General features: G+C 60.0%; 14 protein-coding genes. 8 read left to right on the forward strand and 6 right to left on the reverse strand.

Translation table 11 applies throughout. The annotated features are described in order from the left end of the window. Nucleotides 1-482: 482 nt before the first annotated feature. Nucleotides 483-617: a hypothetical protein gene (locus tag FJ967_RS34045; protein ID WP_281405692.1), complete on the forward strand. Its 135-nt coding sequence runs from the start codon at nucleotides 483-485 to the stop codon at nucleotides 615-617. Between the two features lie 386 nt (nucleotides 618-1,003). On the opposite strand, the gene FJ967_RS27455 is transcribed toward FJ967_RS34045, so the two are convergent. The 4 genes from FJ967_RS27455 to FJ967_RS27470 all read right to left on the reverse strand — a co-directional run bounded on the left by FJ967_RS27455 (nucleotide 1,004) and on the right by FJ967_RS27470 (nucleotide 3,182). After that, entirely contained in the window at nucleotides 1,004-1,237 is a 234-nt protein-coding gene (locus tag FJ967_RS27455; protein ID WP_140735441.1) for a hypothetical protein, read from the reverse strand. Continuing rightward, nucleotides 1,234-1,806 carry an ATP-dependent Clp protease proteolytic subunit gene (locus tag FJ967_RS27460; RefSeq protein WP_140735442.1) on the reverse strand — a complete coding sequence of 191 codons (573 nt, stop codon included), beginning with the start codon at nucleotides 1,804-1,806 and terminating at the stop codon, nucleotides 1,234-1,236. Before FJ967_RS27460 ends, FJ967_RS27455 begins: the two co-directional genes overlap by 4 nt. 1 nt (nucleotide 1,807) lies before the next feature. After that, a complete protein-coding gene (locus tag FJ967_RS27465) occupies nucleotides 1,808-2,329 on the reverse strand; it encodes a ferritin-like domain-containing protein (protein ID WP_281405693.1) in 522 nt (173 codons plus the stop codon). Between the two features lie 394 nt (nucleotides 2,330-2,723). After that, nucleotides 2,724-3,182, reverse strand: a complete 459-nt coding sequence (locus FJ967_RS27470) for a hypothetical protein (protein ID WP_140735444.1) — start codon at nucleotides 3,180-3,182, stop codon at nucleotides 2,724-2,726. 485 nt (nucleotides 3,183-3,667) lie between these two features. On the opposite strand from FJ967_RS27470, the gene sdhD reads away from it, so the two are divergent. Then, nucleotides 3,668-4,057: a succinate dehydrogenase, hydrophobic membrane anchor protein gene (sdhD, locus tag FJ967_RS27475; RefSeq protein WP_140735445.1), complete on the forward strand. Its 390-nt coding sequence runs from the start codon at nucleotides 3,668-3,670 to the stop codon at nucleotides 4,055-4,057. An 87-nt stretch (nucleotides 4,058-4,144) separates the two neighbouring features. Here the strand turns inward: sdhD and ctaD are convergent, their stop codons facing one another. Further along, entirely contained in the window at nucleotides 4,145-5,758 is a 1,614-nt protein-coding gene (ctaD, locus tag FJ967_RS27480; RefSeq protein WP_181176169.1) for a cytochrome c oxidase subunit I, read from the reverse strand. Between the two features lie 286 nt (nucleotides 5,759-6,044). Between ctaD and FJ967_RS27485 the strand changes: the two genes are divergently transcribed. From FJ967_RS27485 to FJ967_RS27495, 3 genes are all read left to right on the forward strand, one after another. Continuing rightward, entirely contained in the window at nucleotides 6,045-6,941 is an 897-nt protein-coding gene (locus FJ967_RS27485) for a DUF2243 domain-containing protein (protein WP_246675406.1), read from the forward strand. Continuing rightward, nucleotides 6,938-8,353, forward strand: coding sequence for an NAD(P)/FAD-dependent oxidoreductase (locus tag FJ967_RS27490; protein WP_246675407.1), 1,416 nt, complete (start codon nucleotides 6,938-6,940; stop codon nucleotides 8,351-8,353). Before FJ967_RS27485 ends, FJ967_RS27490 begins: the two co-directional genes overlap by 4 nt. 878 nt (nucleotides 8,354-9,231) lie before the next feature. Next, a complete protein-coding gene (locus FJ967_RS27495; RefSeq protein ID WP_140735447.1) occupies nucleotides 9,232-10,704 on the forward strand; it encodes a protein adenylyltransferase SelO in 1,473 nt (490 codons plus the stop codon). Between the two features lie 194 nt (nucleotides 10,705-10,898). Here FJ967_RS27495 and FJ967_RS27500 read toward each other — a convergent pair whose 3' ends face one another. Beyond that, entirely contained in the window at nucleotides 10,899-11,159 is a 261-nt protein-coding gene (locus tag FJ967_RS27500; protein WP_140735448.1) for a hypothetical protein, read from the reverse strand. Between the two features lie 843 nt (nucleotides 11,160-12,002). On the opposite strand from FJ967_RS27500, the gene FJ967_RS27505 reads away from it, so the two are divergent. From FJ967_RS27505 to FJ967_RS27520, 3 genes are all read left to right on the forward strand, one after another. Next, entirely contained in the window at nucleotides 12,003-12,389 is a 387-nt protein-coding gene (locus FJ967_RS27505; RefSeq protein ID WP_140735449.1) for a hypothetical protein, read from the forward strand. Between the two features lie 424 nt (nucleotides 12,390-12,813). Beyond that, on the forward strand, nucleotides 12,814-14,988 hold the full coding sequence (locus FJ967_RS27515) for a sugar nucleotide-binding protein (RefSeq protein WP_140735451.1): 2,175 nt from the start codon (nucleotides 12,814-12,816) through the stop codon (nucleotides 14,986-14,988). A 137-nt stretch (nucleotides 14,989-15,125) separates the two neighbouring features. Continuing rightward, nucleotides 15,126-15,701 carry a hypothetical protein gene (locus FJ967_RS27520; RefSeq protein ID WP_140735452.1) on the forward strand — a complete coding sequence of 192 codons (576 nt, stop codon included), beginning with the start codon at nucleotides 15,126-15,128 and terminating at the stop codon, nucleotides 15,699-15,701. Nucleotides 15,702-15,756 lie beyond the last annotated feature (55 nt).

Consider the following 15,756-nt stretch of genomic DNA (forward strand, 5'->3'; position numbering starts at 1 on the left):
ATGCCAATCGCGTCAGGAAGCTGCATCCGCGAAAGCTTCAATTGCTCCATGCGGGCCAATGAAGATGCGGGCTAATCGTTCCCGCCGAGAAAACGCAATCCGGTCCATGTCCTACGCCTTGCGGCAGCTGGCACGCTCGCATTCTGAGCATCGCGTTGGCATACGCGTCCTTCCGGCCTGAATTACTCCGACCCAAAGCGAAGTGCCGTAAATGCGGAGCCGACACCGAGCATCTCAATCAGAGCCGCTTCGGCCGAATCATTTGGTCAGCGAAATGCTCATGGTCCAGAAGGAGAGGCCAGCATGAGCCGAGCGCTGCTGTTCGGGTGACGGACGAGGTTGTCTCAGGTGTGACTAAGATCGAGGGCTATTCCTGCAGCGAATTCTCCGCTAGCGGGATGGCGCTGTCCGGCGCGGCGACCACCCAAGGGAACATCAGGCCGTGTCCAAAGTTCGGAGCAACACGACAATGGATGATAGTCATGGCTGATGTATTGCTGGAATTGATTGAAGGTTTTGCACCTGGTTTTCCGGATGACATCGAACAAATAATACGGGCCGAACCGGTCGAGCCGGGACAGGCAAGTCTGGAGGACCGCGGCGATGAAGAAATATGAGCCGTGGCGAAGTTTATTGAGAACGCTGGACGCGCCGGAGGTTGTCGTCACGTTTGAACAACTGAATGAAGTCGTACCTTTGCCTCGAACGGCCCACATGGACCCGAATTGGTGGTCGAACGGCCTGGGTGGCGACAGGTCGGTCCAAGCGGAAGCTTGGCATCAGGCTGGGTTCTGCGCTCACGCCGATCTGCAGTCGAAAGTCGTTACCTTCAAGAAAATAAGACGGCGGTAATGCGACCATTGGGGATTAGAGGCTTCCTCCAGTTGCTGGTCAAATGCGGAAATCCTCACTGGCTTTTGCCTTTCCATGAGAATGCCACGACGGGGACTCGGTAAAAACCAAGAACAAGGTGAACGGGCCAATCTCCGCAAGAGGTGCGCATTCATTTGTTTCGCAGGCCATTCACCGTCACCATGATCGCCTCCTCGACCGTAGGACCGAGCTGGCGCTCCAGTTCATATGGAGTGAAACCACGTTCGCCCCAGATACGGCAGGCAGTAGCCAGGTCAAAGACAGACAGAGTTCCTTCCTCCAGAGACTGCAGGGTCACGGTTTCAGTCAACCAATTCGTCAGAAAGCTGTCTATCTCCTTCGCTCGATTTGACCCGTACTTCATTGAAGGATTTCGGCGATAAGGCCGAACTCGAGTGCTTCTGCGGCCGTCAGGTAGCAGTTCGTCTTAGCCCTTCGCGTCAGTTCCTCGACAGACAGCGAACTACCCTCGGCGAATTGGGCAAACCCTTCTTGTTCAAGTTTCTCGGCGGTCTTGAGGAGTTCCAATTGCTCTTGCACGATTTGAAGACATGACGAGATTGGACCGTTGAGCTGCAGGGTGGTTTCAAGGCGGCGCTGATGTACCAGCAGGATTGTGTCCCGCGTCAGGTATCGCGCCTCTTTGGGAAACGCGGCCAAAATCAAAATGCCGGCGGAATAAACGTTCGTTTTCCCCACACACGCGGAGGGACGTCCGGCGTGGTGCTGAAACAACTGCAGCTCAAGCGCAATGCGGCGGGCGGCATCGGCGTCCCCGCCCTGCGTGTTCAGCTCCACTCGCAGAGGACTGTTTTCACTGCGGACCTGCTGAAGCCTGTCCAGCACGAACGTTACGGTGTCGGCGGTGATCAAGCCGTTGATGGAGAGGCTGGGCGAGAACAGGAGGTCAGTGATGGCCTGGACATCGGCCATCTCAGACTTTGGCCTCTTCGCCGACGCTCTTCAGTTCCGCGAAGTGACGGGTCACGTCGGCGAGGCTCGCCTGCAGCCACCTTGCCATTCCTTCTTCTTCGGACAGATTCTGGCGCAGTGGACCTTCAGCCCGTGTCTCTCCGGCCAGGTCAGCAATTACCAGCAGCGAATTGTAAGCCGCGATTTCGAAGTTCTCGAACGCGAAATTGGCGAAGCTGTTCTTGAGGATTTCATCACCGGCAACCGTATGGCCCATCGCGGCCATGGTTCCGCCCAGCGAAAGCGCCATGTCCTTGATCGTCGAATTGGACTCTCCCAGCCCTTCCAGAAGGCTGTCGAGCCGTCCGATCTGACCCTCGGTCTCCCTGATGTGTTGATCCAGCTTCTCGGCGACCTGTGGGTAGTTTTCGATACGCTCCAGTTGCGGTTTCATGATGCTCAATGCTTGGTTCTCCATCGCATGAGCGTTGCGAAGCCCAGTGACGTAAAGGTCCCGGACCCGGTTATGTGCATCGTTTGCCAAAGCTTGCTCCTTTTGCCGGTTGGAAGTTCTCCCAACTCCGAAATGTGCCTCATGTTCCATAGAGACTCGAGCCACGCCGGCGTCCTCGACCGGCCGAGGCAATTGCGGCTTGCGGAGCCGCTACTTACCTCGCCAGAAGGCCGTGCGAGAAGGCGTAGGAGGCTACGCGCGCCGTCTCCAGCAAGCCTACGCCACGAGGAGATTCGCCGTTAGAGCGATGGCGTAGAGCGATGGAGTGGCCATCTCGGAGCGATGCTTAGGTGGGTTCTTCCTGCGGGCTTGCGCCAGCGTCGAGCAGAAGCCCAAACGGCACAAGCTTGCCGGCCAAGCTTCCATCGCTGTTTCGGCCTCGGATTGAGCTTCCATTGTCTCTGCCTGATAGGGCCGGCAATCGTTATGCCGAGCCGCGTTCGGGCAGCTCGGTTTCTTCTGCCACCTCGCTTTGCAGATCTCGGCGCAATCGTTCCGCTTTGTCGGGTTTATTTTCGTCGTCTGTCCGCTCGAGTTCGCGATCTATTGTCTCGCGTGAGCCCTCCACCGGATCCTGTTGCGGAGATGTTTTCGAGCCGGCTTCGATCTTGCCTTCGCCGGGAACGGCGCGGTCGGGAGACTTAGACATCTTCAGCTTCCCTTCGTCTGTCATCATGCCTCGACACTTGGCATGAGCCTGGTATGGATCTTGCCGAACCGGATCGTCGGCAATTTGTTCCGGGACAAGGCCGTGTGGTTTCGTTGGCCAACCCCACATCAAGTCGATGCCTTCCCGGCTCCGGAGCATTCGAGCGATGGCAAGTTCAGCTTGCACGTACCAGGTCCGCGCTTTTGTTCTCAATTCACCCTCGGAAATCCTCATTCGCAAGCTGCAGAGAGTTCCGAGTACGATCTCGCGGTCCTAAGAGGCGTCCGATCCGTGAGAAGGGATTCCAAGCCATCATGACCCGGCGCTTTGAGCATGCGCCCTCCGAACAATCCCGATAGCGCAGTGGGGCCGTGCAGCGGTCGACCTGTGCTGTAAGATCGGTCACCTGATCGCACGCGGCGGCCAACGGCGCGGGCTCTTCATTTCCATACAGGATGTGGCCCGACGGCTCCCCATCTTGTCGTGAGACGGTTGCTCCGTACGAGACTGGCGGGATGTCGTTTGTCAGCCACACCAAGCACACGCTTCTTCAGGTCAACAGAACGCGGCAAGGGAACAACCCAGTGCTGTGATGGTTCGGTGCCATCGAAGATGATAAAAAGATGAGCGAAGAATCCAACTATTGTGCAAAGCCCGGGCATTGAACATCAACAGCTTGCGCTACGAGCAACGGAACCAGGTGATTTCAGGAAAGCAAGATGGCTGACAGCCCCTCATTCAGAACTCCGCTGGCTCGGGTGCGGGGCCTTGGATCAGCTCAACACGGAACCGAAGCGTTCATACTGGAACGGCTGACATCTGCTGCCCTGTTGATCCTCGTCATTTACATCGTCGCGGTCGTTATTAGACTGATCGGAGAGCCTCGAGATGTCGTCGTGGGCGTCATCGGGTCGATCTATGTCGCACCCGCCCTCATCGCGTTCATTGTGGTCAACTGCATCCACATGCGGCTGGGCATGCAATCGATCATCGAAGACTACTGTCACCCTATCGTGGCGAAATCGGTCCTGCTGATCGCCAACTGGTTGTTTTGCTGGGCAGTAGCCCTCGTCAGCTGCTTCGCCGTGCTCGTGATCAGCTTCCGATAGGCGGAGCTTCTCCCTTCAAGATTCACGGCGGCGCGCGCGCCTTCCAACTCAGCACCGTCCCGTCACCTGTCGCGCAGCGAACCGTCTTCATCTGATTTTCGGCAGCCTGTCCCATTGATGGAAAGGGGGTGGAGAGGTCAACTCCCACTCCAATGTGGTGGCTCCTGCCCCCCATGGGTTCATGCCAGCGACCCTGCGCCGGTAGAAAGCCTCCAAAATACCGAAGAGGAAAATCAGGACACTCGTGGCCGACAGATATGATCCGTACGACGATACCATGTTCCAGCCGGCGAATGCGTCGGGATAGTCGATGTAACGACGCGGCATGCCCGCTATTCCAAGGAAATGATGGGGGAAGAAGACGAGGTTGACACCTATGAAGGTCGTCCAGAAATGGATTGCAGCCAGAAGCGGGTTGTAGAGATATCCCGTCATTTTCGGGAACCAGTAATACCAGCCCGCGAAGATGCCGAAGATCGCTCCCAGTGAGAGTATGTAGTGGAAATGCGCGACGACAAAGTATGTGTCGTGCAGTTCACGGTCGAGGCCGGCATTAGCGAGTTGAACGCCGGTCACCCCGCCGACGGTGAACAGGAATATGAAGCCGAGCGCCCAGAGCATCGGCGTCCGCAGGCTGACCGAACCGCCCCACATGGTGGCAATCCAGGAGAATACTTTTATCCCGGTCGGCACCGCAATCACCATCGTGGCGAAGGTAAAGTAGCGCTGCGTGTCCAGGCCTATCCCGCTGGTGTACATATGGTGAGCCCAGACGACGAAGCCGATCGCCCCGATAGCCACGATTGCGTACACCATCCCCAGATAGCCAAAGATCGGCTTTCGCGAAAAAGTCGAGATCACCTGGCTGACGATGCCGAAGGCCGGCAGGATCATGATGTAGACTTCCGGGTGGCCGAAGAACCAGAATAGATGCTGGTAAAGCAGCGGGTCGCCTCCGCCGTCAGGTGCGAAGAACGTGGTTCCGAAATTGCGATCGGTCAGGAGCATGGTGATGGCGCCAGCCAGCACCGGCAGCGCCAGCAGCAGCAGGAACCCGGTGATCAGGATCGACCACACGAACAGGGGCATCTTGTGCAGCGTCATGCCCGGCGCGCGCATGTTGAAGATCGTTGTGATGAAATTGATGGCACCCAGTATCGAGGAAGCGCCCGCGATGTGCAGCGACAGAATGACCAGATCAACCGCGGGACCGGGGTGGCCGGAGGTCGACAGTGGCGGGTAGAGGAACCAGCCGGTCCCAGGGCCATAGCCGCCGGGCACGCTGGGCACGAAGATCGACAACAAAAGCAGCATGAATGCCGGCGGCAGCAGCCAGAACGATACGTTGTTCATCCGCGGGAACGCCATGTCGGGGGCCCCGATCATTATTGGGACCATCCAGTTGGCGAAGCCACCGATCATCAGGGCGGGCATCACGGTGTAGAAGATCATGATTAGCGCGTGGGCCGTCGTGAAGACGTTGTAGAGCTGCTTGCCGGCATCGATGGCTTGGTCGCCTTGGTAGCCATAGATCATCGACGCCAGGCCCGGTAAAAACTGGATCCCGGGTTGCTGCAGCTCAATTCGCATGCCCACCGACAAGAGCATGCCGATGACGCCCGCGATGCAAGCGAAGATCAGATAGAGTGTGCCGATGTCCTTATGGTTGGTCGAGAACAGCCAGCGGGTGATGCCGCTCAGCTTGTGGCCGTCCTGACTGCCCGAATCTGATGCTGCCGTATATTCGCTCACGACCGTCTCCGCTTGAGCCGTCTCCTGACAAGGCATCAGAACCGCGGTGGCAGTTGAATGTTCCCTCCACAGAACCGACGGTCGGGAACATTCAATGCACGCGATGGTTTGGCTGGGCGCGGCATGTCCCTGCGCGGCGGAGGATCGACATCCATGCTGGCGATGATTGCTGCGACATTGGTTCTGACCACGGTGGTTGGGGGCCTGATATCCGCCTTCTGGATCGAGGCGCGTCATGGTCTCCATGACCCCATGCCGGACATGTTGGCTCCTACGCAACGGCCCACCTCGGCCTGGAGCCGGTGGTTCTGATGGACGCGATCCTCGCAAAACTCGATCGAGAATCCGAGCCGGTTGGCTGCTGCTTGGCTTCGCGCTCGGTGGTTTCCTCGATGGCATCGTCTTGCATCAGATTCTGCAATGGCATCATCTTCTCTCGGGCCTCGGCGACCCGGCGGGCTCCGACCTGCGCTTCCAGATCATGGCCGACGGCATATTCCATCTTTTCATGTATGTGCTGGCCGTCATCGGCACAGTGCTGCTGGTGGCCGCCAGGGTGGCCGGCGCGCGCCCCGGGAGGACGACCGAGATCCTGCGGCTCGCCTTGGTCGGGTTTGGCGTCTGGCATGTTGTGGATGCCGTTGTCTTCCATTGGCTGCTGGGCCTGCACCGGATCAAGATGAACAGCGACATGCCGCTGGCCTGGGATATTACGTGGCTGGTCATCTTCGGCGTTGTGCCGCTGCTGTTGGTCATGGTGCTGCCCAACCGCGGCGGACCGGCACGGGGTGCTTCTGCGGCGCTGATCAGTATCGTCCTGCTTGCCGGATTGGCAGCGGGCGCCGGCCCGCTCTTCAACGGCGCGTCCAATCCCATCATCGTCTTTCGGGGCGGCATGGAACCGGCCAAGATGATGCGAGCCCTCGAGGTCGCCGACGCCCGCCTGAAATGGGTCGACTCGAGCGGCACCGTCTGGGCGGTCGACCGCGTCTCGTGGCGCGGTTTGCTGGCCCTTTATGCGCAAGGCGCCTTGGTCGTCAGCACGACGCCTATCATTGCCGGATGCTTCGCCTGGACTGATGCCGCCGGAGCGAGCAGCGGCTCCAGCCAGCAGCGAGGCATCCGGCAATGACTAACGGGCCGAACAGGGGGAGTATCAAGGATCAACGCGCCATCGAGAGCAGCCACGGCCCGATATTGATACCGCGCATCGTCGTGGTCGGCGGAGGCTTTGCTGGTCTGGAGGTAGCCAAGGCGCTCGGCAAGGCGGAGATCGGGGTCACGATCATCGACCGCCACAATCACCACCTGTTCCAACCGTTGCTCTATCAAGTTGCAACCGCCGCCTTGTCGGCGCCTGACATCGCCGAGCCAATCCGCAAGATACTTCGCAGCTATCCCTCGGTTCAGGTCCTCTTCGGCGAGGTGGCCGAGATTGATACCGAGGCCAGGATAGTGGTGCTGGCCGATGGAACCACGGTCCGCTATGACCTGCTGATCCTAGCAACCGGATCGCAGCCATTCTATTTCGGTCAGGACAGCTGGGCTCGGGTTTGTCCGGGCTTGAAGAGCATCGAGGATGCCCGCACGATCCGGTCGCGGCTGCTGCTTTCGTTCGAGCACGCGGAAAGGACCACCGATCCAGTCGAGCAATCCCGGCTGATGACGATCGCCATCATCGGCGGCGGGCCGACCGGTGTAGAACTCGCGGGCTCGATCGCAGAACTCAGCCGGCACACGCTGGCGCGCGACTTCCGGAACATCCGTCCGGAGAAGACAAGGATCATACTCATCGAGGCCGGCAACCGTCTTCTCGCCGGGTTCGCTCCGGAGCTTTCCGAATATGCACGTCTGCGCCTGGAAAGCCTGGGCGTCGAAGTGGCGCTCGGCAATCGCGTCGAGGCGATCGAGGCACAGAAAATCACGGTCGGCGGCAAGGCAATCCCGGTAGCCTTGACGCTCTGGGCGGCCGGAGTGGCAGCTTCGCCGCTGGCGGCCAAGCTTGGTGTTGGGCTCGATCACGGCGGTCGGGTGAAGGTCGGATCCGACCTGCAGATCATCGGTCTTTCTGACGTCTTCGCGCTTGGCGATGTCGCGCTGTTCCTCGACGAGAACGGTCAGCCATTGCCGGGCCTTGCCCAAGTCGCCAAGCAGCAGGGCCAGCACCTCGGCAAGGCACTGGCTCGGCGGATAGATACCGGCGAAGAGCTGCCGGCTTTTGTTTTCAACAATCGAGGTAACACGGCGATCGTCGGCCGCCATGCTGCCGTGTTCGAGTCCGGCAGATTGAAACTGAAAGGCTGGTTCGCATGGTCGGCCTGGGCGATCATCCATGTTTACCTCCTCGTCGGTTTTCAACACCGCGTCCAGGTCTCGATCCAATGGCTGTGGCGCTACCTCACCTATGAACGCGGCGCCAGGCTGATCGCCGAGGAACGGGTCGACCCGGGTCCACCACCGTCGCCCGCAGCGGAACAGGCAGCCCCGAGAGAGGTTTTGCCACCGGATGCAGAAGCCCTCCCCGGCGTTGCTCGCGCGCGCTGAGAATGGAGCGCGTGAATTCAGGGCTCGGCCGGCGCGCTCAGGGTTGAAGACCCAGGCTTGAGCGACAGGCAAACGGCCGCGGTTCGAGAGCCAGCGTGAAACGCCCAGATCGTCGGTGCCCGCCCTCGTCATCGGTGCGGATCAGGCCGGGTGCAATCGCGTTGGCGCCGAGCCTAAGGTTCGGCATCCAGCGCCAAGCTGCGCATCAGAGTGAGCAGGCCACCCCTGGCAGACCGTAAGCCGCGTCCTGGGGTTCGGAATGGCTTCGTGGGCGAGTTGATGTTGATGATCTGGCCTGTTTACGCCCGAGCTTGACGCCGGCGCACGAATTCGCGGCAGCAGAAAAAGAGCGGTCTTGATCAATGTCCCAGGCTTGCTTCGTCGTCTGGGCCGGAGGCAAGCCGCTCCGTCCGGTCCGGGCATTGTTGACCAGTATGTGCGGCGTTCCCAGCGTCTGGCCGAGAGCTTGGAAAAAATCGGCCGCGTTCCTTCGTCGCGAAATCCAGGCGCTGTACAAGGGCGCGGTCTCCCGAATTGCGACGCGGCCACGATGCTTCATGTTCCGCGGCGGCACGCGTATCTCGCCATCCTCGACTGTGGCCATGACTCATCTGCGTTAATCATCAAGTCCGTCCGTCGTCCATCGGCCGCCAGGACGACAATCGACAGCCCGGCTCGTACGGCAGCCCCTAACCTCGATGTAGCGGGTGGTTCCCAGCCTTCATCCGGTGCCGGCCTGATGGATCCGGATGGCACCAGCGACGTTGCGTCCCTATATGCACATGTAAATACAGGCTCCTCGCAACAGGAACCGTCCCTCTCTTCAGAGCCCGCTCGTCATGACGTCACCTGCGACCGCGGAACCCCGAGCCATTCAGATGGGCCTTTCTGCCCTCAACAATAGCTATGCGCAATTGCCGGAGCGCTTCTTTGCGCAAACAGATCCGAAGCCGGTATCCGAACCCCGGCTGATCCGATTCAACCGGCCCCTCGCCGAGGAACTCGGGCTCGACGCCGACCAGCTTACCGGCCCCGACGGAGTGCAGATGCTGGCCGGCAACAGATTTCCGGAAGGCTTGCAAGCAATCGCCCTTGCCTATGCGGGCCACCAGTTCGGAAACTTCGTGCCTCAGCTCGGCGACGGGCGCGCTCTGCTGCTTGGCGAAGTGGTTGACGTCAACGGCATTCGCCGAGACATCCAGCTGAAGGGGTCGGGACCGACGCGGTTCTCGCGCAACGGTGACGGCCGCGCTGCCCTCGGCCCGGTCCTGCGCGAATATGTCGTCAGCGAAGCGATGGCCGTCTTGGGCATTCCGACGACGCGAAGCCTGGCGGCGGTGCTCACCGGGGACCCGGTCTATCGCGAGGTCCGGCTGCCCGGCGCCGTCCTCACAAGAGTGGCGGCCAGCCATATCCGCATCGGCACCTTCCAATATTTCGCTGCTCGCCACGATACCGAGGGGCTCAAGATCCTAGCCGACTATGCCATTCAGCGCCACTTCCCGCAGTCGGCTGGACAGGCGCGGCCGTACCGCGCTTTGCTGGAGGCCGTTGTCGCCGCACAAGCCGATCTGGTGGCGCGCTGGATGCTGGTCGGCTTCATCCATGGCGTCATGAATACCGACAACATGGCGATCTCGGGCGAGACGATCGACTATGGCCCGTGCGCCTTCATGGACGCTTATGACCCGAGCGCGGTGTTCAGTTCGATCGACCGCGCCGGCCGCTATGCCTATGCCAACCAGCCTCGGGTCGCAACATGGAACCTTGCACGCTTTGCTGAGACACTGCTGCCGCTGATGAGCACGGACGAGAATGAAGCCGTCTCTGAAGCCGAAGAGGTGCTTAGGTCTTTCCAGTCCTCCTATGAGACTGTGCTGCATCGCGGATTCCGCAGAAAACTCGGATTGCTGACCGAGGCGGAAGGCGACTTGCAGCTCGCTGCTGATTTTCTGGATGTACTGGCCCGTGGCGAAGCGGACTTTACGCTCGGCTTCCGGCGCCTGGGCGACGATCTTGACCCTGCGGATGCTGAGGGCACGGCACGGCAGCTGTTTCAGGATCCAGGCGCATTCGATGTTTGGTCGGCACGATGGCGCGAGCGCATCGCCAGCGAAGCAGCCGACACGGCCACGCGCCGAGCGGCCATGCATGCCGTCAATCCCAAATTCATCCCTCGCAACCATCGCATCGAGGCGATGATCCAAGCGGCGCTGGGCGGCGACTTCACACCGTTCGAGGAGATTCTGGACGTCGTCACGCGGCCCTTCGATGAGCAGCCGGGCATGGGACGCTATGCTGACCCGCCACGCCGGGATGAACGCGTCCTACAGACATTCTGCGGTACATGAGACATTCAAGATGGCCGTTTAACAGGTGCATCGGAAGATCCACGCGTAAGCCACAGAATATTCCTGAGTACTTTTGATCTGACCCATGGCGGTTACAGAATTAAGAATTCGAATTGCTCGCGCAAAAGCTTGTCGACATACTGGAATATCCGACCGCGAGTGCTCGGCTCGGGCAGCTGATTCCATCTGCTAATTCATGCCGCCTCGCTGAGCCCAACTTCGCTGCCAGAGAGCTTCAGAACAGTCATTCGTTGACGCCGAGCCCGGTTTCTCTCGGCATCCAGCAATTCATCCTCCCCAGCCAAGCCGTTCATGAATAGCTTGAGCAGGTGTGCAGCCAAGCGCTCCCGCTCTGGCGACTTAGGCGCGACACCTCGCTCGCTACTGATCGTCTCAGTAACGCGGGCAAGCATTGCGATTTCCTTCGGCTCCAAAAAACGACCTGGGTAAAACATGCCGCTCTCCTGAAAAAGTCATCGCATCCAATTACGCAGGCGGCCGGAGGCTCGCAATTAACTATGATAATAGCCCCTTTCAGATTGGATGCCGCGTTGCTGTTCAGTGATTGAAAACTTGACAGCTGAAAGCCTGCTCCAGTCGCAGTTCCAACAGTACGAGGGCCGTTTCAGCGGACGAGTAACGAAGGCTCCTTGCCGCAAACAGGGCGATCTCGGCGGCAGTCCTGTCCGCTACGGCTCGCATGCTGAAGTTTTGGGGCATCGATCTCACCAATGGAACTGAAGCCAGAATGGAGCCACCAGCTTAGGAGTGGGCTGGGTTCCGCCTATTGAACTTTGATTCAAGAGCGCGTCGGCGCCTTTCGGAGGTCTACGCGAATGAAAATGGGTTGGCGGGGCTATGAACTCGTATCGTGTTGAGGAATGGAAAACGATGCTGTCTTGGCTACCCATCAAGCCGATGCGCTGGCGTCTTTCGAAGCCGCGGCAAAGGCAGTTCACCGAGCGATCACCTTGCGCAACGGTGAAGCCAATTGGATTAGAGTAACGCAAATCTCGCTCCAGAGTCACCGCAACGAACGGCGAGTTACGGTCTTCGAATACCGAGCAATCGGGCCGACGCGGCGTTAATGCACGCATTACAATTGAGCGGCGGCCGTGGGCTAGTGCACTAGCGTGTTGAAAGTTTAACTCAGTCGGGCGCCCCGCAGAGCCGATCAGTGCGGTTGGCCGATTAGCCAGCGTACTCGGCTTCAGCCTTGCCATAGGATCCCGCAGCCAGCGCAATGAGAAGCGCGCGATCAGGGATGACGACCTTTCCACATTCAGTCGGAGCAAGCCGTGCCGCTCCAAGATTTGAAGCGCGACGGTGACATGCCTGCCGAGCGTCAACATCGCCGTTTCCAGCGTTGGTTGGCCAGGCCTGGGGCTAGGAGCCGTCCAGCGAGCTTTTCCCTTGCGCCTGCCGACCCGTCGCTTTTTGTCATCCAAGGGAACAACGTTATCTCCGCCGAGTTCGGAGCCAAATTGAGTGCATTATTGAAGGAGATCAACATGCATTTTGTGAAAGCGTTTATTGCCGCGATCGCGATCGGTCTCATCAGCCCAGTAGCAATAGCTCAGACCGCGATGACGTCCCCGCAGGAATTTGTCAAAGCGGCTGCAACTTCGGACATGTTGAATCGCTTGAGTGAATTGGCGCTGCGCAATCGCAGACCTGTCGAGTGAAGGAATTCGCCAGCATGTTGATCAACGACCACACGACTTCTTCCAAGCGGCTCCTATCGGCCGCAAAGAAGGACGATCTGGCGGTTGAGCCGGAGACGACAAGCAAACATGCTGCCCAGTTGGATGCGCTGAGCAACGACAGAGGCGAGGTATTCGATACGCCTATCTCAAGGCCCAGGTGGCAGCGCATCAGCAGGTCCTGGCACTAATGACTTCCTATGCGAGCAACTGAGCAAGGGCGGCTGTTTAGGGCTGAGTAAATGTCTGGTTCGTCGGCAGGTTGTCTACTGCAGTATGGACAGGTGGTCCTCGCCACCAACCGGAGAATCGAAGCCTCGGTTCCCGGTATCATCGCGCTCCTCTTGAGACCGCAGTGTCCAAGATGAGCGAAATTCTCCAAGCAATACAATGACGGCGGCGACCCATGCAAACCGAGACAATGCAGGCAACGCCGGAGATCTGGGGAGGCGTAGAGTGCAGCATCATTCGGATGTGGAATCGATGGCGTGACGAATCGTCGGAGACGGGACATGCTGGCAGGCTGGACGATCTGGACCTGATCCGGCATCTCGGCATACGCACGATTCGGTACCCACTGCTGTGGGAATCGATCTCACCGAACGACATCGAAACCGCCGATTTCGCCTGGCACGACGAACGACTGGCGCGGCTGAAAGAGCTCGGCGTCGACGTCATAGCTGGACTGCTTCATCATGGAAGCGGTCCCCACTACACCAATCTGCTCGACCCGGCCTTCCCCGAGCTCCTGGCGAGGCATGCCCGGCGTGTCGCCGAGCGCTACCCCGAGGTTCACCGTTTCACCCCCGTGAACGAGCCGCTGACCACGGCCCGTTTCAGCGCTTTGTATGGGCATTGGTATCCACATCGCCGACACATGCCAGATTTCGCGCGGGCGCTGATCAACCAGTGCCGCGGTGTGGCGCTTGCCATGCGGGCGATCCGCGAGGTGACGCCGGACGCGGTCCTCGTCCAGACCGAGGATCTCGGCAAGACGTTCAGCACGCCACTACTTGATTACCAGGCGGATTATGAGAACGAACGCCGCTGGCTGACGTTCGACTTGCTGTTCGGCCGCGTCGACCGTAGCCACCCCTGGTTCTCCCGGCTTATTGATCATGGGATTCCCGAGCACGAGCTCCAGGCCTTCGTCGACGAGCCCTGCCCTCCCGATATTGTGGGCGTCAACTACTATCCGACCAGCGAGCGTTTCCTTGACCACCGCCGCGCCAAACTCCCTGCCGGAGCCTTGGTCGGAGGCAATGGCAGGCATCATTATGCCGATCTCGACGCAGTGAGGGTGCATCTTCCGCTCGGATCGGTGGGACCTGAGCCGCGCCTGCGCGAAGTGTGTGCACGATATGACCGGCCAGTCGCCGTCACCGAGGTTCACCATGGCTGCAGTCGGGATGAACAGCTTCGCTGGCTGAACGAAGTTTGGAGCGCCGCAAACCGCCTGGCCGGCGAAGGAAAGAACATTGCCGCCGTAACCGTCTGGGCCCTGTTCGGGTGCGTCGACTGGAACAGCCTCCTACTGCGCGAGGACGGCGCCTATGAGGCCGGAGCTTTCGATGTCCGCAGCCCGTCGCCGCGCATGACCGCTTTGGGCAGCGCGGTGCGGCAGATGGCGTCTGGCGCAGGCCTTAGTCATCCGGTCCTCGACAGTCCGGGTTGGTGGCGCAGGGACACGCGATTTTTCAGTTCTCCTTTGGCGGCCGCCAGATCCACCGTCGAAGGCAGCGCGCGCAAGGTGCTTATCTTTTGCAAGGATACAGTGTTGGGTAGTGCCTTTTGCCGGATAGCAGCTCATCGGGGCCTTGAGTTTACTGCCCTTGCAGACATCACGGAGCCACATTCCGTGCGCCGCGTGCTGCTTAAGCATCGGCCATGGGCCCTCATCCACGTGACAAGCGCCCACGGAGCCGATGGGCACCTCGACGGCTCGCAGAGAAATCTCGAATGTCCGGCAGACGCGGCGGTGCTGGCGTCCGTCTGCGCCGCCGCCGGGGTGGCGTTGATGACCGTGACTTCGGGCGCACTGGTCGGCAAGAGCCTATCCTGCCGTTTGGTCGAGAGCAGTCCGGTAGGCCCGGGGTCGGGAATCCGGAATCTCAACGCGGCAGCCGAATCGATGGCGATGAAGCATCATCCCGCTGCGCTCGTAATCCGCACGAGCGCCGTCTTCGGACCGTGGAACACCGGTGACGTGCTTTCCCAGATTCTCGATGAAATCGCTGCCCACCGGTCGTTTCGCTTGCCGGCTGAAGCAGTGTGCTCCCCGACTTACCTGCCGGACCTGGCACACGCCGCCCTCGACCTGTTGATCGATGGCGAGACGGGAATATGGCATCTCGCCAATGACGGCGCGGTTAGCTTGTACGACTGGGCGAGAGAGGTCGCCCATTCCGTTGGTCTCGATGCACGTCTGGTGCTGGCCGATCATCGCGGCAGTGTCCTCACGCCTGCCGCCCTGGCCAGCGAGCGGGGGCAAGTGATGCCTACCGTGGTAAGCGGCGTAGGACGCTTCCTGCGCGATCGTGATCTTCGCTGGAACAGCACCTGCGCTGCCTTGGACGGCTAAGAATCGAGAGAGTCCTCGACGCGCAAAGGAGAGAACCGGCAGCGTTCAACAGCTTTTTCGTTGGCGGATTCGAGTGCGCTGCTTGTAGGTCGCCCGACACGAACTCGCCTGCCGGCACGGTTGAAGGATTGGCCGGTTTGGGCCGCGATCCGGCTTCCCAGCGCGTCGAGTTCTCTTCGGCGCAGACTCTCGATCAGGTCTTCGGAAAAGACGCTACCGCCCGGCTACCGCTCTGCCAGTTACAATCCGGCCGGATGCTCGGCACGCCGGTCAATCGCCTGACGGCGCTCACGGCCTGGGAGATGCTGTTCGATCGCTTCGACGACGAATTGACGTCGGCGGCAGCTTCTTGCGCACCCTTTGGCACGGAGGCGGCCGCCACGCTCGAACATGCCGTCGTCTACGATCAGCGCCAGCAACCCTGGCGGGCCGATCGACCCGTTGTGAATGACGAACGGAGCCCGCTTGCAGAGGGTTTGTTCGCTGTCCCGCGCGAGGTGCGCCGCGTCGGCTTTGAGCTGTTTGAAGCGGTTGTCGTTGGTCGATGGCCAATTGTAGAACCGTCAGACGTCGGCGTTTGGGACGGAAGCAGCCAGACAGCTCCGAAGCCTATTGGCAAAATAGAACATTCACCGAAGCACGCTGAATTGCTAAAGCTGTGCCGATGGCCACGCGCCACGGGGCGATCGTCGCCCCTTGTGGATCAATCATGAAAATGACTGTTGGAGTGCACTGGGAGATGGCCGGCAAGGCGCTCAAGGACTGGGC

Origin of the sequence: Mesorhizobium sp. B2-3-4 (assembly GCF_006442315.1) — a bacterium.
Classification (GTDB): Bacteria; Pseudomonadota; Alphaproteobacteria; order Rhizobiales; family Rhizobiaceae; genus Mesorhizobium.

Coding starts and splice junctions, on each gene's coding strand:
- FJ967_RS34045 (WP_281405692.1), top strand. CDS start 483: ATGGCTGATGTATTGCTGGAATTGATTGAAGGTTTTGCACCTGGTTTT.
- FJ967_RS27455 (WP_140735441.1), bottom strand. CDS start 1,237: ATGAAGTACGGGTCAAATCGAGCGAAGGAGATAGACAGCTTTCTGACG.
- FJ967_RS27460 (WP_140735442.1), bottom strand. CDS start 1,806: ATGGCCGATGTCCAGGCCATCACTGACCTCCTGTTCTCGCCCAGCCTC.
- FJ967_RS27470 (WP_140735444.1), bottom strand. CDS start 3,182: ATGAGGATTTCCGAGGGTGAATTGAGAACAAAAGCGCGGACCTGGTAC.
- sdhD (WP_140735445.1), top strand. CDS start 3,668: ATGGCTGACAGCCCCTCATTCAGAACTCCGCTGGCTCGGGTGCGGGGC.
- FJ967_RS27485 (WP_246675406.1), top strand. CDS start 6,045: ATGGTCTCCATGACCCCATGCCGGACATGTTGGCTCCTACGCAACGGC.
- FJ967_RS27490 (WP_246675407.1), top strand. CDS start 6,938: ATGACTAACGGGCCGAACAGGGGGAGTATCAAGGATCAACGCGCCATC.
- FJ967_RS27495 (WP_140735447.1), top strand. CDS start 9,232: ATGGGCCTTTCTGCCCTCAACAATAGCTATGCGCAATTGCCGGAGCGC.
- FJ967_RS27500 (WP_140735448.1), bottom strand. CDS start 11,159: ATGTTTTACCCAGGTCGTTTTTTGGAGCCGAAGGAAATCGCAATGCTT.
- FJ967_RS27515 (WP_140735451.1), top strand. CDS start 12,814: ATGCAAACCGAGACAATGCAGGCAACGCCGGAGATCTGGGGAGGCGTA.